Raw genomic sequence first — 25169 nt, forward strand, 5'->3', positions numbered from 1 at the left:
TGAATGAATAATAATTGTGATGATCAAGAAATTTTTCATATTTTTAATCTGATTGGTCGCCATACTGAACTTAAACCTATCCTCGATGTTATTAGCCAGTGGCTTGAAGCGCGTATACCAGATGCGCTTGTCACTATTATGCTCTATAAGGATGACACCCAAACTTTAAACGTTATAAGCGGCAAACAGCACTTTTCAAAAGAGTACTGTAATGCTATTCAAGATTTGAAAATTGGGCCAAATCAAGGATCGTGTGGGGTAGCTGCCTTTTTACGGCAGTTGGTCATTAGTCCAAATCTAATGAAAGACCCAAACTGGCAGCCTTACCGTGCTTTGGTAAACGCAGAAAAGTTGTCTAGCTGCTGGTCTATGCCGATTATTAATGCTTCAGATATTCTGTACGGAACGTTTGCCACCTATTATCGAACACCCAAAATACCGACTGAACATCATATTCAGCTTTTACAACAAGCGGCAAAATTAGTTGCCCTCGCAATCGAGCTTGATCAGGAACGTCAAAAAAGACATGAGCTTAATGAAAAATACAGCTCATTTTATACCTATCATCCAGATATTATTTTTGAACTTGACCTGCAGGGACATGTGCTTAATACCAATATTGCTTGCGAAGAAATTACAGGTTTTTCTAAAGCGCAAATCCATGGTCAGCACTATTGTGCCTTCATACCGCCCGAATTCCATGAACTTGCGAATGTTTCATTTTCAGAAGCAGCGCAAGGTAAATCTCAACATTATGAACTTCCAATTTATAATGTTGCAGGCGATATCTTATGGCTGGATCTGACCAATTTACCGATTATTCAAAATCAGAAAGTCACCGGTATTATTGGCATTGCCCGAGATATTACTGTATCGCGTGAAAACAAGGAGTCTCTACGATTATTAAAACGTGGGGTAGAGGCTAGTCCGAATAGTCTTTTTATTACCGATGTCTCTGAAGAAAGGCTAATGGTGTATGTGAATCCAGCTTTTCTAAAGCTCACCGGTTATACGGCAGCAGAAGTACTAGGGCAAAGCTGCTTTTTCTTACAGGGTCCAGATACTGATCCGGATCAGATTGCATTACTCAAGCAAGCAGTTAAAGAACAAAAAGAAATTCAGGTAACTATAAAAAGTTACTGTAAAGATGGCAGCTGGTTCTGGAATCGTTTAACTATAGGTCCTATTTTTGACCAGACAGGAACCTGCACCCATTTTTTGGGGATTCAGGAAGATATTACTCAGCAACGTATTCACGAAGAATATATTCAGCATCAGCATACTCATGATCATTTAACCGGTTTACCGAACCAGCATGCATTCAAACAGATTCTGGAAAATATTTTTGAAGCACAGCACGAGAGCTCACAACCTTTAGTCTTGCTGTATATAGATCTGGATGATTTTAAAAATATAAATGACAGCTTAGGTCATCTGGTGGGTGACCAGATTCTCAAAAGTGTGGGCGAGCGGCTGCAAAAATTTGTTCAAGGCAATAATGTGCTATGCCGCTTCGCTGAAGATGAATTCATTTTGCTGCTCTCAGGGACAGATGAGCACACTGAAGTCGAGGTGATTGCTGGAGAAATTCTTGATCTTCTTTCCATGCTGTTTATCGTCGATCAGTACAAAATACATTTAAGTGCCAGCATTGGTATTGTGGCAGATGACAGTTCGATTCATCATTCTTCTGAATTGATTTATCAGTCTGTTTTGGCGATGCAGGAAGCCAAAAGACAAGGTCGTAATATGTGGCAGTGGTATGAAAAAACCAGAATGCAGCCTGTCGCAGAAATAGACTATACTAATCTGCGTCTGGAACTCATGGAAGCGATCAATCAGGAAAATTTTGACCTGTTCTATCAGCCGCTGGTTCATCCTGAAACTGGACTGGTGACAGGCGTAGAAGCTTTAATCCGTTGGTGCCATCCGCAGCAGGGTTATATTTCCCCAGCAATTTTTATTCCGCTTGCAGAAAGAACCGGGCAAATTATTAGCGTAGGCCAGTGGGTATTGGAAAAGGCCTGTTTAGATATTGCCAAGTGGAACAAGACACACAATAGCCAGATCACGGTATCGGTGAATATTTCGCCTTTGCAATTCCGTAGAGCAGGTTTTTTGCAAGTACTTGAACATGCTCTTGAACTCAGTCAATTACCGCCGGAATTACTTAAAATTGAAATTACGGAAGGTGTCATCATTAATGGTGCAGATCGAACGATAGAAATTTTGAAAGCAGTACGTGCTTTAGGTGTACAGGTTGCCATTGATGATTTTGGTACAGGTTATTCGAGTCTCAGTTATCTGCGTCGCTTGCCGATCAATCAAATCAAGTTAGATCGTAGTTTTATTGAAGAGCTGACCCTCGATGGTCAGGATGCTGCAATTGTGCAATCGATTATTCACTTGGCACATCAACTGGATTTGGAAGTTGTCGCAGAAGGTGTCGAAACCTTAAGTCAGGCCAGTTTGCTCTATCAACAGGGCTGTGATCTGCTACAAGGCTTCTTCTATGCAAAACCTGCGCCTTTAACTGAATTGAAGCCTGTTTATCTCGCGATGGAAAATAGTAAAATGAATTAACTCTAGAAAGTTAAGGTATCTCAATATTTTTAACGGCTCTTCAGATAGAAAGGCAATGGCAAACAGACCTCAAAAATTTTCCTATTTTATCAGCGTATCATCTCTATAATTTATGCTTAGTATAGAAAGCGGGATAAAAAATAAGCTTTTTAACCCTCCAAAGGTTTTTAACAGTATTTAGGGCTCAGGTTGAATATTGGCTAAATTTCTTTCTTGGTTCAGATCATAATAGTTAATTACAAAGATCAATAGGGCAAAAATAAAACCTAAAATGACACAGGCAGACCAGCCATAGCTTTTCCATAAATGCAGCGATAAAAATGCTCCCAGACCAGCACCTGAAAAATAACAGGTCATATAGATGGCATTAATCCGCGAGCGAGCCTGCATTGAAATTCGATAGACCAGATTCTGGTTCAAGACATGTAAACAGGAAATTCCGAAATAAGCCAGAATCAAGCCCAGGATATAAATCCATAAATAATTCTGGGCAAAGAATAAGGGAATCCAGGCCAGAATCAGTCCGCATGTGGCCAGGTGTGCAATCAATTTTTCCCGATGTCTGCCAATCATTTTACCGGTCCATTGAGAGGACCAGATGCCGACCACACCCACAATACCCATGAGACCAATCTGGAAATCATTAAAATGATACGGTGCTTCAGCCAGAATAAAAGTCATGGTAGTAAAGATAATACTCAGCATGCCAAAGCCCAAACCTCCGATCATACTACGCCGGATCAGCATGGGTTCTGTTCGGGCAAAGGTAAATAATGAGCGATAAATTTGCAATATATTCATCTGCAACTGGCTCTTGGCGCTCGGCAACTGGAACCACATGGCCAGACTCAGCAGAAGAATTGCACAACCACTAAATAAGTACACCGCATGCCAAGACCATAAAGTAGAAATCAGTCCTGCCACGGTACGGGCAAACAGAATGCCGACCAGAACACCACTCATGAGCAGGCCAACGACTTCGGCACTTTTATCACGTTGCGACAGGCTGGCGGCAAAAGGAATCAGAATCTGGGTGGTGATCGAACAAAAAGAGGCGAGTAGAGTAAAGCCATACAACATATGTAGATTGGTACTGGCTGAAAGCCCAATAAGCGCCAGTCCGGTACAGAACATTAAAATACAGATATACAGCCGTTTTTCGAACAAATCCCCCAAGGGGACAAACAAAAATAACCCGGTGGCATAGCCAATTTGGGTTAGTACTACAGTCCAGCCAGACTGAGCTACACTGATCTGCAGATCCTCTGCAATAGAATAAATCAAGGGCTGGTTAAAATAGTTACAACCTGCGCAGAGTGCGCAGGTCATTGCCATCATGAACATGAAACGGCGTGAAATTTGCCCTTGGGCTGACATCCTTGTCTCCTGAGGCTTTAAAAACTATAGTTGGCAGAGAGGTTGATACGCGAAATATCTGTTTCCTTGTTGTCAAAGGTTTCACGCTTGCCATGATGATATTCTGCACCTAGGTTAATCTTTGGAACAGGAGAATAGATCACGTTAGCTACATAGTCCGTTAAACGTTTATTGGTTTCAGGATTCGCGCGTGCATAGTCGCTGGAATCATCAAAATCAACAATGCTGGCATTAATACTACTCCGTAGTTTCGGCGTAAATTTATGTGTGAAGCCAATATTTATACTATTGAACTCATTGAGCAAAAGTTCATTATTAATTGGATCGACTGAATAATCGCCACCCCAGGTAGCGCCATCAGTTGTTGATCCTTGAGTTAAGAAAGCTGCAATACGCTGATCACCGACCATATGGAAATAGTTCCCTTGAATCGAGTTTTGATCATCTAAACGGTAACGTCCACCAACTCCCACACCCCAGCCAACTTTCTCGATATCGCCTGTCGCAATCTGTGCCTGCTTTTGATTGACAAAGCCTTGAGCTAATAAATGAAGAGAGCCTGATTGATGAACATATTTAGTGGTTAAAGCAGGTAAGGCAGAAGAACGATCGCCACCGGCCATATATTCCAGACCGACATTCCAGGTATTTTCCGGATCAAGTTTGAAAGCATAGCTCACCTGAGGGGTACGTAAGACTGATCCACCCAGGAACAAGCTGTAGTCGACAGCTTCAGTGCTAATCTCTGGTGTAGACATCAATGACCAGGCCTGACCAAACGTCCAGTTATAGTATTTTAAGTGTGCATGACGGATACGTAATCCACCATCGCCTTTACCATTGTTGGTCCAGAAGTCGGCTTCTAAACGAGCAGAAACATTCGGATTGCCTCCTAGATCTTTGGCCAGGAAACCAATCCGGCTGGCAGCCGCAGTAAAATCGGAACGTACAGAATCCGGTTCAGTAAAAGGTACTTTATTAATCTGGTTAATGGTACGGCCACGGGCTTCAGTAGTACTTTTGAAATCGACTGCACCATCAAAGCGGATCAAGCCATAAACATCGACATTATCTACCATTGAACTCAGCGTTTTAGAGTCTTGCGCTTTGGCTTGTTCCTGCTGGTTCTTTAATGCAAGTTGCGCGGCTTTTTGTTGTTCTAGTTCTGCCTGGATTTGCTTTAACTGTGACTCAAGAAATTGCATACGGTCTTCAGAAGCTTCTGCTGAAAATGCCTGTGCTGAAGCAATACCACATAATGTCGCTAAAACTAATTTTTTCATTTCTTAATCCCTAAAGAAATTTTTAATCCTGAATGAAAGGAGACCTTTCTATACTGACGTGTTGTAAATATTTGAAGTGAGGAAGGCAGCGATTTGACCTGCCTTCCGAAGTAGGGTTTATTCTGCTTTTTGCGGATCGTATAAACGGTCTTTAATAAACAGGGCAGGAATCAAACCGCATAGGAAATATGCTGCACCCATTACCAACAGACCTGTACCGATCGAACCATGCATCGCAAGATAACCAATCGTAATTGGCGCGAAGATTGCACCGATACGACCAATATTGAATGCACCGCCCACCGCTGTACCACGAACACCAGTCGGGAAACTTTCGGTTAGATAGGTTGCATTGATGGCATATGGAATACCGTACAGGAAGCCGAAGATTAGCATCAGTACGCCAATGTTATCGGCATTATGCATATACACCACGACAGGGATAAATAGCGCTGTTCCCATGGTGCCGAAAGCAAACACAATACGGCGACCAATTTTATCAGCAACATAACCTGCAATGATTTTGGCGAATATCATGGTCAAGAAAGTACCAATCATATAGATCGCCATTTCCTTGAATTTGATCCCTAATTCCGCTTCCAGATAACTTGGCAGCCAGTTGCTCACCCCAAAGTAACCGAATAAGAGAAAACCTGAGCTGAATGACCATAAGATAAACATTCTGCCGTGTGTTTTATCTTTTAAAATAGTGATATATGGATTGCCTTTTTTTGCATTATTATCGACGATCTGGCCAGTTCTTTTCATTTCCCGAACACGTTTCCACGATTCTGGTTCAGGCACCATAAAGTGCATGAGGATACCGAGTGCTAAAGGTGCAATGGTAATCCAGTACAGCATACGCCAGCCGAACTCAGGAATAATCCAGCCTGAAAGCATGGTAATCACCAGAGAACCCAGAGTAAAACCGGTCATCAATGTTGCCAGCACTGTGGTACGGTATTTGGTTGGCACATATTCAGACATCAAGGTATTACAGGCAATATATAAACAGCCTAAACCCAAGCAAGAAAGAGTACGTAAAATTGCAAATTCAGTATAAGACTGAGCAAAACCTGAGTAGGCTGACAAGATCGAGAAGGCGATGGTGGCCAGTACAATGACGCGGACACGTCCAAATTTGTCGCATGCCCATCCACCAATAAAACCTCCTATCCCCATTCCTAAAAGAGAATAACTTCCCAAGGCACCGGCCTGTACAGAAGTTAGTCCCCATTCAGCTTTCAGACTGGTCAGACTGAAAGCCAGAATCCCGATATCTGCACCGTCACAGAGCAAAATCAGAAAAGCAAAGACAAAAGCCGTCATCCATAGACGTTTTGGCGCCTGTTTAATGGTATCCGTGGAGGAGACATCGGTTTTATTGTCTCCTGTTACGATGGTATCGCTTGTCATTTTTATATCCTCTATATATTAAAAGTAGCATTTCCTCTGCTACCGCTAAATCCATTTTTCTTCCTCACGGAAACATTTTCCTGATCTAACAGACTTGCTCTGCATACAACAGCCGCTGCATTTATTATCAGGCTACATTCGATTTTTCACGCTTTACGCTAAATCAAAATCATCTCATTGCTGGAAAATTTGATTTCGTAAATTAATTTTAAGTTCTGCCTTATGGTGATTATTCATTTAAATGAATAATCAGATTACATTTAAAATACTTAATTCCGTATTGCGAAATCAATTAATCATAAAATAACCAGATGAACAAGAGTTTTTACTCTATTTTTAGTAAAAAATAACTTTTTTGAATTCTGGAGTTAAAAATCCTTGATTTATAGCTTGAGAAACCTTAGTTTTATATAAAATAAAATTTCGCTATACAAAATAAATGGAGTTTTTTAATGGAACAGGTCGTTCAAATAGAACAAATCTCAACTCATGTAGCGATGGTTAAAATTCATCGACCAGAAGCGAAAAATGCCCTGAATACAGAAGTTCGCCAGAAACTCGCGGCGGCTTTTTTGCAACTGAATGCCGATGAAAATATCCGTGTCATTATTCTTACCGGTGGTGAAACAGATTTCGCAGCAGGAGCTGATTTAAAAGAACTGGCCAATGCTGAAACCATTCAAATGATGCAACGTCGCACTGAACGTTACTGGCAGGCGATTGCACAGTGTTCAAAACCGGTGATTGCAGCTGTAAACGGTTATGCACTTGGCGGTGGCTGTGAACTGGCCATGCATGCAGACATTATTATTGCCGGGAAAAGTGCCCAGTTTGGTCAGCCTGAAGTGAAAGTGGGGGTTATGCCGGGTGCTGGTGGTACGCAACGTTTATTCCGTGCAGTGGGTAAATTCCATGCCATGCGCATGATCATGACCGGTTGTTTGGTACCTGCACCGGAAGCCTATCAAATTGGTCTGGTGTCCCAGGTGACTGAAGACAGTGCAACCCTTGCAACTGCCATCAAGATGGCAGAAGGGCTGGCAAAAATGCCACCAATTGCTTTGGAGCAAATCAAGGAAGTGGCTTTATTGGCCGAAGATGTGCCGCTCAATGCCGGACTTACCCTGGAGCGTAAATCTTTCCAGATGCTGTTTTCTTCAGAAGATCAAAAAGAAGGTATGCAGGCCTTTATCGAAAAACGTAAACCGAATTATCAGGGACGATAAGCATGAGTATTCAGATTCAGAAAATCGGCATTATTGGTGTAGGCACGATGGGTGCAGGTATTGCCCAGATCGCGATTCAGTCTGGTCATGATGTGATACTGTTTGATGCCAAAGAAGGGGCAGCTGAACAGGCACAGGACAAACTGGCCAAAACATTAAATACCTTGGCAGATAAAGGTAAATTCAGCCATGAAAAAGCCGCTGAAGATATTGCTCATCTGTCGACTGCGCAGCAGCTAGAAGACCTGAAAGATTGTGACTTGATTGTTGAAGCGATTATTGAAAATCTGGACATCAAGCAAAAACTGATGCAGCAGCTTGAAGGAATTATAAAACCAGAAGCGATTCTGGCATCCAATACCTCTTCATTGTCGATCAGTGCAATTGCTGCCAATTGCAGTCAGCCAGAGCGTGTTGCCGGTTATCACTTCTTTAATCCGGTCCCACTCATGAAAGTAGTCGAAGTGATTGAAGGCTTTAATACCCGCGCTGATATTATTGAAGCATTAACCCAGCTCTCTACAAAAATGGGTCATCGTCCGGTCAAAGCTAAAGATACTCCAGGATTTATCATTAACCATGCCGGCCGTGCCTTTGGTAGCGAAGCCTATGCAATTTTGAATGAAAATGTCACACCATTTTATGATATTGACAGGATCTACCGTGACGGAATCGGTTTCAAAATGGGGCCGTTTGAATTAAGTGATCTGACCGGTATGGATGTCTCGCACCCGGTGAGTGAATCGATTTATCATCAGTATTATGAAGAAGCACGTTACCGTCCAAGCGTGATTACCCGTCAGCGTTTTATTGCCAAGCAGTTAGGTCGTAAAACTGGTAAAGGTTTCTATGATTACACTTCAGGTAGCAAAGAAGGTGATGTTACTCCAGCATTGGTTGATAAGCTAAGTCAATATCCATCAGTCTGGCTAGGCACCGAATATGACGAAGACCGTCAGGCACTTGAGCAATATCTGCAACAGTTCAACATTCAGATTGAGCAAACTGAGATACCTTCAGCAGAGGCTTTAATCCTGATTGCCACTTATGGTGAGGATGCAACATCAGCTGCGATCCGTTATCAGCTGGCACCTCAGCAAGTGGTGTGTATCGATCTGCTATATGGTCTGCATAAACACCGTACTTTAATGCCAACGTTTGTGACCAAAGCTGAACTGATAAAAGCAGCCCAATCGATTTTCAATCTGGATGGTGTGACCGCCAGCGTAATTCAGGAAAGCGTCGGCTTTGTGGCTCAACGTGCTTTGGCAATGATTGTGAATCTCGGCTGTGATATTGCCCAGCAAGGCGTTGCAACGGTAGAAGATATCAATATCGCGGTGAAATTAGGCCTTGGTTATCCGTATGGACCAATTGAATGGGGGGATGTGCTGGGAGCTGAAAAAATTCTAAAAATTCTGGATCGTATGACTGCGATTACCCGTGACCAGCGTTACCGTTCAAGTCCTTGGTTGCGTCGCCGTGTTCAGCTTGGTCTACCACTTGTTCATACAACACATTAATTAGAAAGTTAAAGGAATAACACTCATGTTAAATGCATATATTTATGATGGTTTACGTTCACCAATCGGTCGCCATGCAGGAAGTCTGGCAAGCGTACGTCCAGATGATCTGGCAGCTACAGTCATTAAAAACCTGCTGAAAAAAACCGGTATCCCGGCAGCAGATGTAGAAGATGTAATCTTTGGTAGCACCAATCAGGCCGGTGAAGACAGCCGTAATGTGGCACGTTTTGCAGCGTTGTTAGCGGGTATGCCGGTAACAGTTCCAGGTCAGACGGTAAACCGTTTATGTGCATCAGGTCTCGGTGCTGTGATTGATTCGGCACGTGCCATTACTGCAGGTGAAGGCGAGTTGTACATTGCCGGTGGCGTAGAAAGCATGACCCGCGCACCTTTTGTGATGGGCAAAGCAGAAAGCGCGTATTCACGTGATGCCAAAATTTATGACACCACAATTGGTACCCGTTTCCCGAACCGTAAATTTACGGATCAGTTTGGCGCGCACAGTATGCCTGAAACAGGTGATAATGTGGCTGAAGAGTTCGGTATTAGCCGTGAACAGGCTGACACCTTTGCCGCTGCATCACAGGCAAAATATCAGGCAGCGAAAGAGGCAGGTTTCTTTGAAGGTGAAATTACCCCGATTGAAGTTTCTCAAGGACGCAAATTACCACCTAAACAAATTACTGAGGATGAGCATCCACGTGCATCTTCAACATTTGAAGCTTTATCCAAGTTAAAACCGCTATTTGAAGGTGGTGTAGTAACAGCGGGTAATGCATCAGGAATCAATGACGGCGCTGCAGCACTGATTATCGGCAGTGAAAAAGTTCAGGAACAGTATGGCTTAAAACCTTTGGCTCGTATCCTGTCTTCTGCAGCCGCTGGCATTGAGCCACGCATCATGGGTGCAGGCCCAATTGAAGCGATTAAAAAGGCAGTACAACGTGCTGGTTTGACGCTAGACGATATGGATATCATCGAGATTAATGAAGCCTTTGCCAGTCAGGTATTATCTTGCCTGAAAGGTCTGGATGTCGCTTTGGATGATCCGCGTGTCAATCCAAATGGTGGTGCGATTGCCATTGGTCATCCACTGGGCTGTTCGGGTGCGCGTTTGGCTTTAACCGTTGCACGTCAGTTACAGCGTACCGGTAAAAAATATGCCGTGATTAGTCTGTGTATCGGTCTGGGTCAAGGCTTGGCGATGGTGATTGAAAACCCTGAAGCTGCATAACAGTTTAGTCATAGTCTTAATGCCATGTATCTATGATATGCATGGCATTCTTTATTGGGATTTTTCTTTCAAAATAAAAATCCCTGCACATGCAGGGATTGATTACATCACTGTAATGATTTACTTACGGGCAGTGACTAATAAAGTCGCTGAACCAAAAGCATAAACTTTACCTTCTTTATCGATAATTCGGCCTTCTGAGGTCAGTACATTACGCCCGATCCGGATGACTTCACCAATAGCTGTATAGGTTTCGCCGCTTTTCATCGCTTTCAGCATTTTTACATTCAGGTCAATGGTCGAGAAACTGACACCTGCATCTACTGTCGTATGCACGGCAGCGCCAGTGGCACTATCTAGAACCGTTGCACAAAAGCCGCCATGAATACCACCCTGTAAATTATAATGGCGCTGATCAGGACGCACCTCATATTCCACATAGTTTTCGCGCACCAAGGTCAGACGCATGGGAATAATTTCACTCATGGCTGAGCTGGGGATTTCCCCATTTTTAATTGCGGTAAGATATTCAAGTCCGTTTAATTGTGATGTGGGCATATCCACTCCTTGTAACGATTTATTTCGCTTTATGAAATAATATTCTGTTTTCCTGAAATTATGATATAACAGATAGTGATCAAAATGCTATATTTTTCCAGGATGGAACGATGACAATAAAAAATCTCGTCACAGATGCTGAATGGCAGGCACGTTGTGAACTCGCAGCGCTTTATCGCATTATCGCGCATTACCGGATGACGGACCTGATCGATACTCACATCAGTTTAAGAGTTCCCGATCAACCTGACTGTTTTCTGATTAATCAGTATGGTGTCGCTTTTGAAAAAATGTGTGCTTCAACGCTGGTGAAGATTAATCATGAAGGGCAGGTTGTAGAAAGCTATGAACAGGACAAGCCGGTGAATATGGCGGGCTTCGTCATCCACTCTGCAATTCATGAAGCACATGCTCCTCTGAACTGTGTCATTCATACGCATACCGCAGATGGCATAGCAGTTTCTGCACAGAAACACGGACTTCTTCCTATTTCCCAGCATGCGTTGAAATTTTATCAGCAGGTGGCCTATCACGAATATGAGGGCGTTGCATTGTCAACAGATGAACAGGAACGCCTGATTCAGGACCTGGGCAGCCATCGCGCCATGATTTTGCGCAATCACGGACTTTTAACGGCTGGCGAAACGATTGCACGGGCCTTTCATGAAATCTATTTTCTGGAGCGTGCCTGTCAGGCACAGGTGAAGGCCTTAAGCGGTGGTGCTGAATTGCATTATCCAGCAGAAGAAGTCCGAATTAAAACTGCCAAGCAGTTCGCCAGTCCTTTAGTTGAACCGATTTTACAGCGTGCCTGGCAGGCTGCATTATCCCTGATTGAACATCAATATACGGAGTATGCATCATGATTGTGATTTCCAGTACTGTGCCGAATATTGAGGCGATTCTGGTCAAGTCTTTTCAGAAATATGCGCCTGCTGGCAGTTTCTGTACAGTGGACAGCCCGGAAGCTGAACAGGCGACCACAGCAGCTTCGTGGTTTCCAGATCTGGAAAAACTTCGGCAACTTCCAGAACTTGGTCTAATTCATTCGATTGCTGCAGGGGTCGAACATTTAAATTTAAACGAGATTAGAGCTGACCAGTCAGTCTGCCGGGTACTGGATCCACATCATCAAAAAGGCATGCTTGATTACCTGCTCTGGGGCGTGCTGTATTTCCAGCGTTATTTTGACTGCATGATCCAGCAGCAAAAGCAGCAGCTATGGAAACAGTATCGTCAAAGTTATAGCCATCATATCCAGATCGGAATTATGGGACTGGGGCATATGGGTGGATACGTATCAGAACGTTTCGCAGACATGGGCTATCAAGTCTCTGGTTGGTCGAATTCCCCAAAAGACATTAATCAAGTTAAAAGCTATGTAGGCCAAGAACAGCTTTCCGAATTCCTGGCTCAAAGTCAGATTCTGATTAACCTGCTGCCACTCACTGAAGAAAATACCGGCATTCTTTCTGCTGAATTATTTCAGCGGTTGCCTGAGCAGGCGGCATTAATTCATGTCGGGAGGGGTCAGCATTTAATTGAGCAAGATTTATTAAATGCATTAGATTCCAGCCAGTTACGTGGTGCAATTGTCGATGTATTTGAACAGGAGCCATTAGCTGCTGAACATCCATTCTGGCAGCATGAAAAGATCGTTGTTACACCACATGTTGCCTCACATGCACCCATGTCTGTGGTGGTGGAACAGATTCTAGAAAATGACCGACGTTTAAATCTCGGGCTGGATTTATGCCATCAGGTAGATGTTAATAAAGGCTATTAATTGTAGGGATACCGGCAAAAAAATAAGGAAATTAATGATGTGGGAAACGATTCAAACTCAGGTTCAGCAAGGCGTCGCAACCTTAAGCTTTAACCGCGCGGATTCACTCAACAGTTTTAACCAGCAAATGCATGAGGAAGTGCAACAGGTGCTGAAAAACTGGAATACAGATCCGAATATTCGGGTAATTGTGATTCGTGGTAATGGCCGGGCATTTTCAGCGGGACAGGATTTAAAAGAACGTGCTGGACAGCTCGGCAATGTGCCTTTGCCACCGCAAGGCTCGCTGGCCAAATACTATAATCCCTTGATTAATCTGATCCGCCAGAGTCCCAAACCGGTAATCGCAGCAGTGAATGGTGTGGCTGCTGGTGCAGGTGCCAATATCGCGCTGGCCTGTGATCTGGTCATTGCCAAGGAAAGTGCCCGATTTATTCAGGCCTTTTCTAAAATTGGCTTGATTCCTGATGCCGGTGGCACCTGGATGTTGCCACGTTTAATCGGTTATGCACGTGCCATGGCACTTACTTTTCTGGGGGAACCGGTGTATGCCAAAGAGGCCGCTGAAATGGGCATGATCTGGAAAATGCTTCCAGATACAGAATTTGATGCTTATATCGACGACATTGCACACCGATTATCTCAACAGCCGACTTATGCGCTGGCTTTAACCAAACAGGCCTTGCAACGCAGTGCTGAAAATAACATAGACCAGCAACTGGAGCTGGAACAAAACCTGCAATATCGGGCTCTGAGCAGTCAGGACTATAAAGAAGGTGTCCAGGCTTTTGTCGAAAAACGCCCTGCACAATTTACCGGATGCTAAGGAGAGCATTTATGAAAATTCAGACCCGTATTACCGAGCTTTTAGGCATTCGCTATCCAATTATCCAGGGTGGCATGATGTGGGTCGGTACCGCAGAAATGGCCAGTGCCGTATCTAATGCAGGTGGCTTGGGAACATTAACGGCATTGACTCAACCGACGCCTGAAGCCTTGGTCAAGGAAATTGCACGCTGCCGAGAAATGACCGATCAGCCTTTTGCGGTCAATCTGACTTTATTGCCCGCTGTGAATCCGCCGCCATATGCAGAATACCGACAGGCGATCATTGAAAGCGGTATCAAAATCGTAGAAACAGCAGGCAACAAGCCACATGAACATATTGAGGCGTTTAAGCAACACGGCATTATTGTCATTCATAAATGTACTTCCGTCCGTCATGCGCTTTCAGCACAAAGAATCGGTGCGGATATCATTTCGATTGATGGTTTTGAATGTGCGGGCCATCCGGGTGAAGACGATATTCCTGGCCTGATTTTAATTCCTGCCGCTGCGGATCAGCTTACTGTGCCGATTGTGGCCAGTGGCGGTTTTGCTGATGGCCGTGGTCTGGTCGCAGCTTTGGCTTTAGGTGCTGAAGGCATCAATATGGGTACACGCTTTTGTGCCACTAAGGAAGCGCCGATCCATTCAAACATCAAACAGTTCTATGTCGATAATGATGAAAGGGCGACACATCTGCTGTATCGACAGTTCAGGAATACTGCCCGTGTTGCCAAAAATGCGGTATCTGATCTTGTGGTGAAAATGAGTGAAGATCCAAACCTGCAATTTGAACAGATTCGTCCCTATGTCAGCGGTTTAAAAGGCAAGCTCGCTTTAGAAAATGGCGATATTGATGCTGGTGTACTGACTGCAGGTCAAGTGATGGGATTGATTCATGACATTCCGACTTGTCAGGCGCTGATCGAAAATATCATGCAGGAGGCAGAGCAGATTGTTCAGCAACGTTTAGCTCAATTTTTTCCACGTTAATCAACTTTAGTGAAGTCGCTGAATAGAAAAGCCATTCCACTATGAATGGCTTTTTTCATCCTGTATATTTTTTATTTTTAAATGAGAAATTTCATCGAATGACTAGATTTTATTCTTTAAATTATATTATAGTGGATTTAAAACATAATTTCGTATTATGAAATTAATTGTCATAAATATACAAATTAGAACTCATACAAGGGAATTACGATGAGAAATTATATTGCGCCATTAAAAGACATGAAGTTTGTCCTGAAAGACCTGTTAAACGTTGAACAGAAATATCAGGGCTATGCAAAATTCGCTGACAAGGTTTCTATGGATATTATGGAGCAATATCTGGAAGTCGCTGCGGACTTTTGCCAAAACGAACTTCTACCGATTAATGCGACAGGCGACCAGCAGGGTTGCCGTTTGCAGGATGGCGTCGTAACCACCCCGGATGGGTTTAAAGCAGCTTATGACAAATATGTAGAACTCGGCTTTACCTCATTAACTGGTGACGAAGCATATGGCGGTCAGGGCTTCCCGACCTTATACCGTATTGCCATTTCTGAAATTATTACCGCAACGAACTGGTCTTGGGGCATGTACCCAGGCCTGTCCCATGGTGCCATGCGTACTTTAGAGCACCACGGTAGCGATGAACAGAAACAGAAGTTTCTGGTACCTTTAATTGCAGGCCGCTGGACTGGAACCATGTGCTTGACTGAATCTCATGCCGGTTCTGACCTAGGTTTAATCCGTACCAAAGCAGTGCCAAATGAAGACGGCAGCTATAGCATCAGTGGCGAGAAAATCTTTATCTCAGCCGGTGAACATGATCTGGCTGAAAATATCGTGCATATCGTATTGGCACGTTTGCCAGATGCACCTGCGGGAACCAAAGGTATTTCGCTGTTTATTGTGCCGAAATACAATCTGGATGAAGCTGGTAATGTGGCTTCCCGTAATGGCGTGGTATGTAGCGCTCTTGAACACAAGATGGGCATTCACGGTAACGCGACCTGTGTGCTGAATTTTGATAATGCCAAAGGTTTCCTGATTGGGCCTGAAAATCGCGGCCTAAACTGCATGTTTACCTTTATGAACTCGGCACGTATCGGTACAGCCATTCAAGGCTTGGCAGCAGCAGAGTCTTCTTACCAGGGGGCATTGGCTTATGCCAAAGACCGTCTGGCGATGCGTTCACTTGAAGGTGCGAAAGCGCCAGACCAGCCTGCAGATCCGATTATCGTGCATCCGGCTGTACGTAACATGCTGCTGACTCAAAAGGTGTTTGCAGAAGGTTCACGTGCACTTGCATATTATCTGGCGACCTATGCCGATATCGCTGAAGCCACTGACAGCCCGGAAGAAAAGAAAGCAGCTGAAGACCGTCTGGCATTATTAACGCCAATTGCCAAAGCATTAATGACTGAAACCGGCATAGAAGCAGCTAAACATGGTATGCAGATTTTCGGTGGTCACGGTTATATTGCTGAACATGGCATGGAACAGATTGCCCGTGATGCACGTATTGCCAGCCTCTATGAAGGAACTACTGAAATTCAGTCCATTGACTTGCTGGCGCGTAAAGTGCTGGGCTCAAAATTGGGTCTGTTGACCGCATTAACCGAGGAAATTCAAGGCTTTGTAAAAGAACATCAACAACATGCCCAGTTTAGCCAGCAAGTTGCACAAGTCAGCCAGTTGACTGAACAATGGCTGGAATTAACCAGAACCATTCAGGAGCAGGCTCAGCAGTCTGCCAATGAAATTGGGGCAGCATCAGTTGACTACCTATATTTCTCTGGTTATGTCGTGTCCGCTTATCTGTGGCTGAAAATGGCAATTACTGCGCAGCAGAAAATTGAAGAAGGTAATACTGATCCGTTCTATGCAGCCAAGATCAAAACTGCACAATTCTTCTTTGCACGTATTTTGCCAAGAACTTCAACCCACTTTGCCAATATTCAGGCAGGTGGTGAAAGCCTGTTTTTACTTGAACCTGAAGAGTTCAAATTCGATTAAACCTTTTGACCCACGATACTCGTGTCGTGGGTCTTTTTTTAATAATTTTTGCATCCTAACCTCATTCAAATATTGAGAGTTATTCTTCGGTATTGAATAAACCATAAAATAACAAGATCAGGAGTCTATATGGATTTAGACATGATTACTCAACAGTGTCCTTATGCTGATCTGCAGCTTACTTTTCATGAAGTCGGACAGCGTTCTGCATTTCCCACCATTATTCTGATTCATGGCACCGGTGGAAATACCGACAAGCATTTCAGTTATATTTTTCCGATGCTGGGTATTCATCAACGGGTTTTATCCATTGATTTACATACCCCCGATAAAGCTGATCTAAAGGTGACCGATTTTAGCCAACAAGTTGAAGCACTGATTCAGCATGTGGTTGCAGAAGATGAAACCATTACAGTGGTCGGCTATTCACTCGGTGCAGTGATTGCTGCACAAGTAGCAGCCAGTTTAAAACAGCGCGTAGCGCGTTTGATCCTGTTAGCCGGTTGGGCCAAAACTAGCTCGGTGCAACAACTGCGTACCGTTATCTGGCAACAGTTATTTACTGAACAATCTGCGGCCTTGCCTCATTTTGTCAATTATTGCCTGTATAGCGATGATTATCTGTCTGCACGAAGCGAACAGCAGGTGCTGGATCTGGCACGCTTTGTTAAACCATCCCAAGATGCAGCCAAACAGCGTGAACTGAATTATCGCATTGATATTACATCAGCTTTATCTGACATCTGTGCAGAGACTCTAGTCGTTGCCTGTCGTGAAGACCGCATGGTGCCTGTAGCGCAAGCTAAACTGCTGTTTGCTTCAATTTCGAACAGTCGCTATATCGAAATTTCTTCAGGACATGCGCTCTATGTCGAAGCGCCAGCCGAAGTGGTGCAACTGGTAAACCAGTTTAGCCAGCATCCAGAACAATATCCGGTGAATCAAAAAATCCAGCCTTATATGCCTTAAAGGAGATAAATAATGCAAGCTAAAGGACAGCGCAGCAAGATTCTAATTGTAGGCAGCGGTTTTGGTGGTTTGGGAATGGCAATCCGCCTTAAACAGCAGGGCATCCACGATTTTAAAATCATTGAACGTGCAGCAGAAGTGGGCGGTACTTGGCGTGACAATACCTATCCCGGAGTCGCCTGTGATGTACCTTCCCATTTATATTCTTTCTCGTTTATTAAAAATCCCAACTGGTCGCGTGTCTTTCCACAAGGGGTAGAAATTCAGCGCTATTTAATTCAATGCTGTGATCAGGAAAATATCCGGCCCCATATTAATTTTCATACCCAACTGGAAAAGGCCAGCTGGAATGCACGAGAACGCATCTGGGAAATTCACACCTCTATAGGTCTGTATCAGGCTGAGATTTTAATTACCGCAACCGGGCATCTGGCAGATGAGCATCTCCCGAAAATTCCGGGGCTGGAAGAATTTGAAGGCCAAGTGATGCATTCCGCGCGCTGGAACCACGAGCTGAATCTGGAAAATCAACATGTCGTTGTGGTGGGTTCTGGTGCTTCTGCCATCCAGCTTGTGCCGGAAATTTCCAAAACAGCCAAAAGCCTGACCGTCTTACAACGTAGTGCGCCATATATTTTGCCCCGACCAGACCGACCTTATTCTGAATCAGAAAAACAGCTTTTCCGCAAAGATCCGGACAGTATGTCAGCACTTAGACACTCGTTGTTCTGGGGCAATGAATACAATTTTGCCCAGCGCCGTAATCTGAAAAGCCAGATTGAGCGGGTCAAGAAAAACTGCCTGCAATTCTTAAAACATCAGATTTCAGATACTGAATTACAGCTCAAACTTACGCCGAATTATGAACCTGGTTGTAAGCGCTTATTGCTTTCTAATGATTATTATCCGACTTTTCTAAAACCAAATATCACACTTGAAGACTCAGCATTGGCAGAAGTTACGAAAGACGGTGTATTAAGCCAGGCGGGAAATAAATTTTCTGCAGATATCATCGTATTTGCGACAGGATTTGAAGCGGCGCGTCCACCCTATGCCGCAAAGGTAGTCGGTAAACAGGGTTTAAGTCTGGAACAGCAATGGTCCAGAGGTATGCAGGGTTATCAGTCAACGACCGTACACAACTTTCCAAACCTGTTTATCCTGAATGGGCCAAATACAGGCAGTGGGCATAATTCAGCGCTTTATTTTCTGGAAACCCAGTTTGATCTGATTCTAGATGCCTTGCAATTCTTTGAACAACAAAAAATTCAGGTCTTTGAAGCAGATCAAGAAGCTGAAAATAGCTATATGCAGGAGCTACAGCAACTTTCCCAAGGTAGTGTCTGGTTATCGGAAAGCTGTAAAAGCTGGTATCTGGACCCGGTCAGTCGCAAGCTGACTTTGGTCTGGCCGGATTATGCTCATTCATTTAGGGATAAAAATCAGCATTTTATTCGTAGCGGTTATCACTACGAGTATGTTGAATCGAGACAGCAGAAAGTGGTTTAAAAATATTTGATTAGAATCAAAATTTTATAGTTTAAATAATACAAAATAAATGTAAATCCAGGACAGGAGTATAGTCATGAGCAGTCAGCCATGGATGGAAGAATATAAAAAGTGGAATATCAATCCGGAGTTTACCCGGCCAGATCCTGAGAAAACCCTGAGCACGACAATTGCTGAGAATTTGGTGAAATTTCAGGATAAAACCGCATTTATCTATCTGGATCGCAAATTCAGCTATCAAGATGTCGATATGTATAGTCAGAAACTGGCAAGCTATTTACAGAGTCTTGGACTGACTGCTGGCAGCCGTATTGCAGTGATGTTGCCAAATATTATTCAGTATCCAATTGCGACCTTCGCCATTATTCGTGCCGGTTATGTGCTGGTCAATGTCAATCCCATGTACACCCAGCGCGAGCTCTATCATCAGCTACAGGATTCAGGTGCTAAAGCCTTGATTATCCTGGGACAGACTTTGGAGCAATTAACAGCACTAGATGAATGTCCTCAACTCAAATATGTCATTTCGACGCATCCGCTGGATTTTATTCAAGAGCAGCCAAGTGCTGTTTATAGTCAGGCAGCACAATATCCGGATAAACAGTTTTCTGACTTTAGACAGGCAATAAATCAGGTAAAGATTATTGATTTTGAACCGCCTGTACAACATCAGGAAGATACGGTCATTCTGCAATACACGGGAGGTACCACAGGTGTTTCTAAAGGCGCAGAACTGAGCCATCGCAATATTCTATTTAATATCGCCCAGAACAGTACCGTGTTTATCAGCCATTTTGGTGACCGCTATGCCGCTGAAAATGAATATGTATTCTGTGCCTTGCCACTGTATCACATTTATGGATTTACCATCTGCCTGTTCAGTTATGGTTTAAGCCGTGGTTTTGCCAATGTCTTGATTCCAAATCCGAGAGATCTGGATGCTTTGGCGGATCAATACCAGAAATATCCACCGACCGTTTTTCCGGGTGTGAATACCATGTTTAATGCCTTGGCGCATCATTCACGTTTTCGTGAACTGGATCATTCAAGCCTGAAAACTACAACCGGCGGGGGAGCATCGATTTTAAAAAGTACAGCAGAGTTATGGCATGAGGTCACAGGCTGCCAGATTTATGAAGGTTATGGGCTTTCTGAAACCTCACCGACTGCAACTTTTAACCCGCCTTTAAGCCGGCGATTTAGTGGCACGATTGGCTTGCCATTGGCAGGGACTGAAATTCTGATTCTGAATGACGAAGGCAAACCTGTAGAGTTTAATCAAGCTGGAGAAATCGCCATACGTGGTCCACAGGTGATGAAAGGATACTGGCAGCAACCGGAAGCAACAGCACATGTATTTACCAAAGATGGATTTTTTCTGACAGGTGATATCGGTTGTATGGATGAGCAGGGCTATATCACCATTCTGGACCGCAAAAAAGACATGATTTTGGTGTCCGGTTTTAACGTCTATCCGAATGAGCTGGAAGGCGTACTGTCCAAACATCCTAAAATATTGGAATGTGCGGTGATTGGTATTGATGATGAAAAATCTGGACAGGTACCAAAGGCATTTATTGTGAAACAGGATGAAACTCTGAGCCAAGATGAAGTCATGATTTATCTGAAGCAGCAACTGACCAGTTATAAACTGCCCAAATATATTGAGTTTGTGTCTGGATTGCCCAAGTCCGCAGTTGGCAAAATTCTGCGTCGTGAACTGCCTCGTACTGTTCAGCCGAGTGCAAAAGCCTGCTAAGGAATGATCTAATCCATTATCTTTAAAATAAAAAAGGAATCTAAAGATTCCTTTTTTACTGCTTGCAGGCTTATCGCTGCTGGATGACTTTTTTGCTTTTCAGTTCTTCCATTTCAGCAGAACTTAAATATTGACTCAAAATGGCATCGGTATCTTCACCCAGACAAGGTGGGGCCTTTTTATATTCTACCGGTGTCTTGGAGAGTTTAATCGGTGAACCGATTGAGGTGTAATCTTCACGTAAGGTATGCGGCATCTGAATCACCATATCGCGTGCCAATACCTGTTCTTCTTGCAAAGTCTGTTTCAGGTCATTGATCATTCCTACTGGTACTTTAACCGCATGAATCAGATCCACCCAGGTTTTTGCCGGTCGAGTATAGAAATGAGCCTGTAGAACTGTGGTCAGTTCTTCACGATGTGTAATACGTCCAGAATTTTTCAGGAAGCGAGGATCTTCTGCCACCTTAGTCAAACCAACGGCCTGACACAAAGCTTGAAATTGCAGATCGTTGCCACAGGCAATAATAAATTCACCTTCCTGGGCTTTAAACACCTGATAGGGCACAATATTGGCATGTGCATTTCCGAAGCGACCGGGTACTTTGCCTGAGGTGAGATAATTCATGGCCAGAACAGAGAGGGAAGCAACCTGAGTATCTAACAGTGCCATATCAATATACTGACCTTCACCGGTTTTCTCACGGGACAACAAAGCCGCCTGAATGGCAATTGCGGCATACAAGCCGGTGGTCAAATCTGCAAAGGCCAGACCTGCTTTTTGCGGGCCACCACCGGGCAGATCGTCACGTTCGCCAGTGACACTCATCATGCCACCCATTCCCTGAACGATAAAATCATAACCCGGCTCTTGCGCACGCGGACCGTTCTGGCCAAAACCGGTAATGGAACAATATACCAGTCGCGGATTTAGCTGACTCAGACTTTCATAATCCAGCCCATATCGTTTCAACGAACCGGCTTTATAGTTTTCAATGACTACATCGCTTTGTTCAGCAAGTTTTTTGATAATACTTTGGCCTTCAGGTGTAGATAAATCGATTGCAACCGAGTGCTTGCCACGGTTGGCTGACAGGTAATAAGCTGATTCATGGGTATCTTGCTGCTGATTGTTTTTAAGCCAGGGTGGTCCCCAGATACGGGTATCATCCCCATGATCCGGTTTTTCAATCTTGATCACTTCTGCACCCAGATCAGCCAGAATCTGGCTACACCAGGGCCCAGCCAAAATCCGGCTTAAATCCAGTACACGAAATCCTGTTAAGGCACCCATTATTACGCTCCCTGTTCGATCTTATTCAAATGACATATCGTTCTTATCCCTCTTTTTAAAGCTATATGAAAATGAAAGAACAATCAACTTTATGATAATAAATTTCGTATAACAAAATAAAACATCTAAAATAATTGAATATTCATCTTATTTTCTTTAGCCTGATGCAAATATAAGCATGAACGAGGAACAAGAGGTAATTGATAAAAAGGAAAAAGGGATCTCCCAGACAGGATTAAAAAAGGAGTCAATCAGGTGAATTAAAAACGGATTAGCCTTAAAGCATATTCACTAGCGGAATAGCTTTAAATATAAAAAGATCATGAAAACCTAAGGATAGGGAAACAGAGATTTAAATATGACGGATTTAGCTAGAGAATTAGAAAAGATTAAACCTACGACCAAACGAACCCAGCAAATTGCTTTTATTTTCGCCTTTCTGGCTTTACTGGTAGATGGCGCGGACATGTTGCTGTTGTCTTTCAGTTTAAATAGCCTGAAAGCAGAGTTTGGTCTCAGTAATCTGCAGGCTGGTACACTAGGCAGTTTTACCTTGGCAGGTATGGCGATTGGTGGCTTTATAGGGGGCTGGGCCTGTGACCGTCTGGGCCGTGTACGTACCGTAGTCATTTCGATTCTGGTATTTTCCATATTGACCGCAGCCTTAGGCTTTGCACAGAACTTTGAACAATTTGCTGTTTTACGCTTCCTTTCTGCCTTTGGCATAGGCTCTTTATATATTGCAGCCAATACGCTCATGGCTGAATATGTTCCAACTGAATATCGCACCACGGTTTTAGGTACCTTACAGGCAGGATGGACCGTCGGTTATATTGTGGCCACGGTACTGGCAGGATGGATCATTCCGGAATATGGCTGGCGAACCCTGTTTTTTATTGCCATTATTCCCTCGGTTATGGCGATTTTTATCCAGAAACTGGTTCCTGAGCCAGAATCCTGGCAGCGTGCACGTTTGCAGCGTCTATATGCCCCAGCTGAAATCACAGCACAGCAGCCTGCCAAAAAAAGCACAGTCAAAGAGATTTTCGCGGATCCTGCGAATCGCAGAATGTTTATTTTGTGGATCTTTACGGCCGGTTTTCTGCAATTTGGCTACTATGGCGTAAACAACTGGATGCCGGCATATCTGGAATCTGAATTGCACATGAATTTTAAATCCATGGCCGGCTATATGATTGGTACTTATGTGGCGATGATTTTCGGAAAAATTCTGGCGGGCTTTGCCGCAGACCGTCTGGGTAGACGCGCTGTCTTTTCTTTTGGTGCCATCGGAACGGCGATTTTTCTGCCCGTGATTGTGCTATTCAATACACCAGATAACATTGCCTATCTGCTGATTTTCTTTGGATTCCTGTATGGTATTCCATATGCGATTAATGCCACTTATATGACGGAAAGCTTTGCCACTTCGATTCGTGGTACTGCAGTAGGGGGTGCTTATAATGCAGGTCGTATTGGCGCCATGTTTGCACCTGCGATTATTGGCGCGGCAGCCAGCGGTGGTTCAATTGGTCTAGGCTTCCTGATTATGGGCGGTGCTTATTTCTTATGTGGGGCAGTGTCCGGGATTTTCATCAAAGACCGTCAATACGATCCACAAAAAGCATAATTTCAACTTCAAAAAAAGAGCCTGAATACAGGCTCTTTTTTATACTCTTCAATTAAAGCTGAATTTCTATTTGTTTATTCCTGATCTGCTTCTTTATGCAGATGAATACTTTTCAAACCATCATTTACTTTATTGAGCAGATGAATCAGGGTAACCACATCATCAAAGGCCAGTTTATTTAAGGCCTGACCATAAAAATCAAAGAAATCAGCTTGCAAGTTGTCCCATGTTTCCAAGCTGGGATGTAGCCAAAGCAGTAGATCTGATTCATCAGCATCAGGTGAATTTCACCATGGCCTCGACCCCATTCCTGAATGACCTATCCAATACCGTGGCAGAACAGCATGACAAGGTTGATTCACTGAAAATTTTCCTGTGTGCAGGTGCGCCCATTCCAGGTCCATTGGTGCAAAAAGCCCGGGATATTTTAGGAGTAAAAGTGATTTCAGCCTGGGTATGACCGAATGTGGTGCAGTGACGCTGACCCGACCTGAAGATGAGGATGAACACTCTTTCAATACGGATGGCATCGCTTTACCTGGTGTTGAAATCAAGATCGTGAATAAAAAAGGTCAGACCAAAGCCGTGAATGAATCCGGGCGTTTGATGATCCGCACCTGTTCAAATTTTGGCGGTTATTTAAAACGTCCACATTTGAATGATACGGATGCCGAAGGCGGGTTTGATACTGGCGATATTGCCTATCAGGACGAGCATGGCTATATTCGGATTTGCGGACGTAAGAAGGATGTGATTATTCGTGGTGGAGAAAATATTCCGGTCGCGGAAATTGAATCACTACTTTATAAGCATCCGAATATCGCCACAGTAGCTTTAGTGGCTTATGCAGATGAGCGAATGAGCGAGCGTGCCTGTGCAATCATCAAGCTGAAAGATCAGACAAAGCCGTTAAGTTTTAATGAGCTGGTAGATTTCCTGAAAACTCATAATCTGGCTATGCAATATCTTCCGGAACGTTTGGAGATCTGGGATGAAATTCCGATGACCCCATCAGGGAAAATCCAGAAATTTAAACTCAGAGAGTTACTGGCTCAGCATATTGCCTCCACAGCGGCTGAAGCGAACTAAATCTGGGAATAAATAGATAAATTAAACCCTGAATAATCTTGCATCATTCAGGGTTTTCTTATTTAAAAAGAAGTGATACCCCAATCTCAACTTTTTAAG

18 protein-coding genes and 2 pseudogenes are annotated in these 25169 nt (G+C 43.7%); 14 read left to right on the forward strand and 6 right to left on the reverse strand.

Annotation, left to right across the window (positions count from 1 at the left end):
• Positions 1-3 precede the first annotated feature (3 nt).
• Entirely contained in the window at positions 4-2583 is a 2580-nt protein-coding gene (locus ACO1B7_RS14585) for a bifunctional diguanylate cyclase/phosphodiesterase (RefSeq protein WP_004730980.1), read from the forward strand.
• Between the two features lie 177 nt (positions 2584-2760).
• Here the strand turns inward: ACO1B7_RS14585 and ACO1B7_RS14590 are convergent, their stop codons facing one another.
• The 3 genes from ACO1B7_RS14590 to ACO1B7_RS14600 form a co-directional block, all read right to left on the reverse strand.
• Complete coding sequence (locus ACO1B7_RS14590) at positions 2761-3960, reverse strand: MFS transporter (RefSeq protein ID WP_423090291.1); 1200 nt, start codon at positions 3958-3960, stop codon at positions 2761-2763.
• 17 nt (positions 3961-3977) lie between these two features.
• Positions 3978-5243: a DcaP family trimeric outer membrane transporter gene (locus ACO1B7_RS14595; protein WP_004730976.1), complete on the reverse strand. Its 1266-nt coding sequence runs from the start codon at positions 5241-5243 to the stop codon at positions 3978-3980.
• A gap of 117 nt (positions 5244-5360) precedes the next feature.
• Complete coding sequence (locus ACO1B7_RS14600) at positions 5361-6659, reverse strand: MFS transporter (protein ID WP_004730974.1); 1299 nt, start codon at positions 6657-6659, stop codon at positions 5361-5363.
• 452 nt (positions 6660-7111) lie between these two features.
• Here ACO1B7_RS14600 and ACO1B7_RS14605 point away from each other — a divergent pair, with 452 nt between their 5' ends.
• Genes ACO1B7_RS14605 through ACO1B7_RS14615 form a run of 3 tightly spaced genes read left to right on the forward strand, consistent with a single transcriptional unit; the run spans position 7112 to position 10645 of the window.
• Positions 7112-7885 (forward strand): enoyl-CoA hydratase, encoded by a 774-nt coding sequence (locus ACO1B7_RS14605; RefSeq protein WP_004730972.1) that lies wholly within the window; start codon positions 7112-7114, stop codon positions 7883-7885.
• Between the two features lie 2 nt (positions 7886-7887).
• A complete protein-coding gene (locus tag ACO1B7_RS14610) occupies positions 7888-9408 on the forward strand; it encodes a 3-hydroxyacyl-CoA dehydrogenase (protein WP_423090292.1) in 1521 nt (506 codons plus the stop codon).
• Between the two features lie 25 nt (positions 9409-9433).
• Positions 9434-10645, forward strand: coding sequence for a 3-oxoadipyl-CoA thiolase (locus ACO1B7_RS14615; RefSeq protein WP_004730968.1), 1212 nt, complete (start codon positions 9434-9436; stop codon positions 10643-10645).
• Positions 10646-10765: 120 nt separating this feature from the next.
• On the opposite strand, the gene ACO1B7_RS14620 is transcribed toward ACO1B7_RS14615, so the two are convergent.
• The gene (locus tag ACO1B7_RS14620; RefSeq protein ID WP_004730966.1) at positions 10766-11203 is read right to left on the reverse strand and encodes a PaaI family thioesterase; all 438 of its coding nucleotides are present in this window, start codon (positions 11201-11203) and stop codon (positions 10766-10768) included.
• 110 nt (positions 11204-11313) lie between these two features.
• On the opposite strand from ACO1B7_RS14620, the gene ACO1B7_RS14625 reads away from it, so the two are divergent.
• The 8 genes from ACO1B7_RS14625 to ACO1B7_RS14660 all read left to right on the forward strand — a co-directional run bounded on the left by ACO1B7_RS14625 (position 11314) and on the right by ACO1B7_RS14660 (position 21057).
• Positions 11314-12069: a class II aldolase/adducin family protein gene (locus ACO1B7_RS14625; protein ID WP_423090293.1), complete on the forward strand. Its 756-nt coding sequence runs from the start codon at positions 11314-11316 to the stop codon at positions 12067-12069.
• Positions 12066-12989 (forward strand): 2-hydroxyacid dehydrogenase, encoded by a 924-nt coding sequence (locus ACO1B7_RS14630; protein ID WP_004730961.1) that lies wholly within the window; start codon positions 12066-12068, stop codon positions 12987-12989. The genes ACO1B7_RS14625 and ACO1B7_RS14630 overlap by 4 nt, the downstream gene beginning before the upstream one ends.
• Before the next feature lie 37 nt (positions 12990-13026).
• On the forward strand, positions 13027-13815 hold the full coding sequence (locus ACO1B7_RS14635; protein WP_004730960.1) for an enoyl-CoA hydratase-related protein: 789 nt from the start codon (positions 13027-13029) through the stop codon (positions 13813-13815).
• 11 nt (positions 13816-13826) lie between these two features.
• The gene (locus ACO1B7_RS14640) at positions 13827-14807 is read left to right on the forward strand and encodes an NAD(P)H-dependent flavin oxidoreductase (protein ID WP_005096900.1); all 981 of its coding nucleotides are present in this window, start codon (positions 13827-13829) and stop codon (positions 14805-14807) included.
• 210 nt (positions 14808-15017) lie between these two features.
• The gene (locus ACO1B7_RS14645) at positions 15018-16820 is read left to right on the forward strand and encodes an acyl-CoA dehydrogenase C-terminal domain-containing protein (RefSeq protein ID WP_004646953.1); all 1803 of its coding nucleotides are present in this window, start codon (positions 15018-15020) and stop codon (positions 16818-16820) included.
• Positions 16821-16949: 129 nt separating this feature from the next.
• Positions 16950-17789 (forward strand): alpha/beta fold hydrolase, encoded by an 840-nt coding sequence (locus ACO1B7_RS14650; protein ID WP_004646952.1) that lies wholly within the window; start codon positions 16950-16952, stop codon positions 17787-17789.
• A 12-nt stretch (positions 17790-17801) separates the two neighbouring features.
• Positions 17802-19298: a flavin-containing monooxygenase gene (locus tag ACO1B7_RS14655; protein WP_216986025.1), complete on the forward strand. Its 1497-nt coding sequence runs from the start codon at positions 17802-17804 to the stop codon at positions 19296-19298.
• Positions 19299-19374: 76 nt separating this feature from the next.
• Positions 19375-21057: an AMP-binding protein gene (locus ACO1B7_RS14660; RefSeq protein WP_004646949.1), complete on the forward strand. Its 1683-nt coding sequence runs from the start codon at positions 19375-19377 to the stop codon at positions 21055-21057.
• Between the two features lie 70 nt (positions 21058-21127).
• Here ACO1B7_RS14660 and ACO1B7_RS14665 read toward each other — a convergent pair whose 3' ends face one another.
• Entirely contained in the window at positions 21128-22351 is a 1224-nt protein-coding gene (locus ACO1B7_RS14665) for a CaiB/BaiF CoA transferase family protein (RefSeq protein WP_004646948.1), read from the reverse strand.
• 358 nt (positions 22352-22709) lie between these two features.
• On the opposite strand from ACO1B7_RS14665, the gene ACO1B7_RS14670 reads away from it, so the two are divergent.
• Positions 22710-23981 (forward strand): MFS transporter, encoded by a 1272-nt coding sequence (locus ACO1B7_RS14670; protein ID WP_004646947.1) that lies wholly within the window; start codon positions 22710-22712, stop codon positions 23979-23981.
• Positions 23982-24055: 74 nt separating this feature from the next.
• Here ACO1B7_RS14670 and ACO1B7_RS14675 read toward each other — a convergent pair.
• Positions 24056-24217 (reverse strand): annotated as a pseudogene (locus tag ACO1B7_RS14675) (MarR family transcriptional regulator); the annotation flags it as partial.
• Positions 24218-24219: 2 nt separating this feature from the next.
• On the opposite strand from ACO1B7_RS14675, the pseudogene ACO1B7_RS14680 reads away from it, so the two are divergent.
• Positions 24220-25070, forward strand: a pseudogene (locus tag ACO1B7_RS14680) (AMP-binding protein); the annotation flags it as partial.
• Between the last annotated feature and the right edge of the window lie 99 nt (positions 25071-25169).

It is taken from the genome of Acinetobacter lwoffii (genome assembly GCF_049367455.1).
In the GTDB taxonomy this organism is placed as follows: Bacteria; Pseudomonadota; Gammaproteobacteria; order Pseudomonadales; family Moraxellaceae; genus Acinetobacter; species Acinetobacter lwoffii_W.

Excerpts from the sequence above, each read along its gene's own strand:
- ACO1B7_RS14585 (WP_004730980.1), top strand. The coding sequence starts at position 4 with ATGAATAATAATTGTGATGATCAAGAAATTTTTCATATTTTTAATCTG.
- ACO1B7_RS14590 (WP_423090291.1), bottom strand. The coding sequence starts at position 3,960 with ATGTCAGCCCAAGGGCAAATTTCACGCCGTTTCATGTTCATGATGGCA.
- ACO1B7_RS14595 (WP_004730976.1), bottom strand. The coding sequence starts at position 5,243 with ATGAAAAAATTAGTTTTAGCGACATTATGTGGTATTGCTTCAGCACAG.
- ACO1B7_RS14600 (WP_004730974.1), bottom strand. The coding sequence starts at position 6,659 with ATGACAAGCGATACCATCGTAACAGGAGACAATAAAACCGATGTCTCC.
- ACO1B7_RS14605 (WP_004730972.1), top strand. The coding sequence starts at position 7,112 with ATGGAACAGGTCGTTCAAATAGAACAAATCTCAACTCATGTAGCGATG.
- ACO1B7_RS14610 (WP_423090292.1), top strand. The coding sequence starts at position 7,888 with ATGAGTATTCAGATTCAGAAAATCGGCATTATTGGTGTAGGCACGATG.
- ACO1B7_RS14615 (WP_004730968.1), top strand. The coding sequence starts at position 9,434 with ATGTTAAATGCATATATTTATGATGGTTTACGTTCACCAATCGGTCGC.
- ACO1B7_RS14620 (WP_004730966.1), bottom strand. The coding sequence starts at position 11,203 with ATGCCCACATCACAATTAAACGGACTTGAATATCTTACCGCAATTAAA.
- ACO1B7_RS14625 (WP_423090293.1), top strand. The coding sequence starts at position 11,314 with ATGACAATAAAAAATCTCGTCACAGATGCTGAATGGCAGGCACGTTGT.
- ACO1B7_RS14630 (WP_004730961.1), top strand. The coding sequence starts at position 12,066 with ATGATTGTGATTTCCAGTACTGTGCCGAATATTGAGGCGATTCTGGTC.
- ACO1B7_RS14635 (WP_004730960.1), top strand. The coding sequence starts at position 13,027 with ATGTGGGAAACGATTCAAACTCAGGTTCAGCAAGGCGTCGCAACCTTA.
- ACO1B7_RS14640 (WP_005096900.1), top strand. The coding sequence starts at position 13,827 with ATGAAAATTCAGACCCGTATTACCGAGCTTTTAGGCATTCGCTATCCA.
- ACO1B7_RS14645 (WP_004646953.1), top strand. The coding sequence starts at position 15,018 with ATGAGAAATTATATTGCGCCATTAAAAGACATGAAGTTTGTCCTGAAA.
- ACO1B7_RS14650 (WP_004646952.1), top strand. The coding sequence starts at position 16,950 with ATGGATTTAGACATGATTACTCAACAGTGTCCTTATGCTGATCTGCAG.
- ACO1B7_RS14655 (WP_216986025.1), top strand. The coding sequence starts at position 17,802 with ATGCAAGCTAAAGGACAGCGCAGCAAGATTCTAATTGTAGGCAGCGGT.
- ACO1B7_RS14660 (WP_004646949.1), top strand. The coding sequence starts at position 19,375 with ATGAGCAGTCAGCCATGGATGGAAGAATATAAAAAGTGGAATATCAAT.
- ACO1B7_RS14665 (WP_004646948.1), bottom strand. The coding sequence starts at position 22,351 with ATGGGTGCCTTAACAGGATTTCGTGTACTGGATTTAAGCCGGATTTTG.
- ACO1B7_RS14670 (WP_004646947.1), top strand. The coding sequence starts at position 22,710 with ATGACGGATTTAGCTAGAGAATTAGAAAAGATTAAACCTACGACCAAA.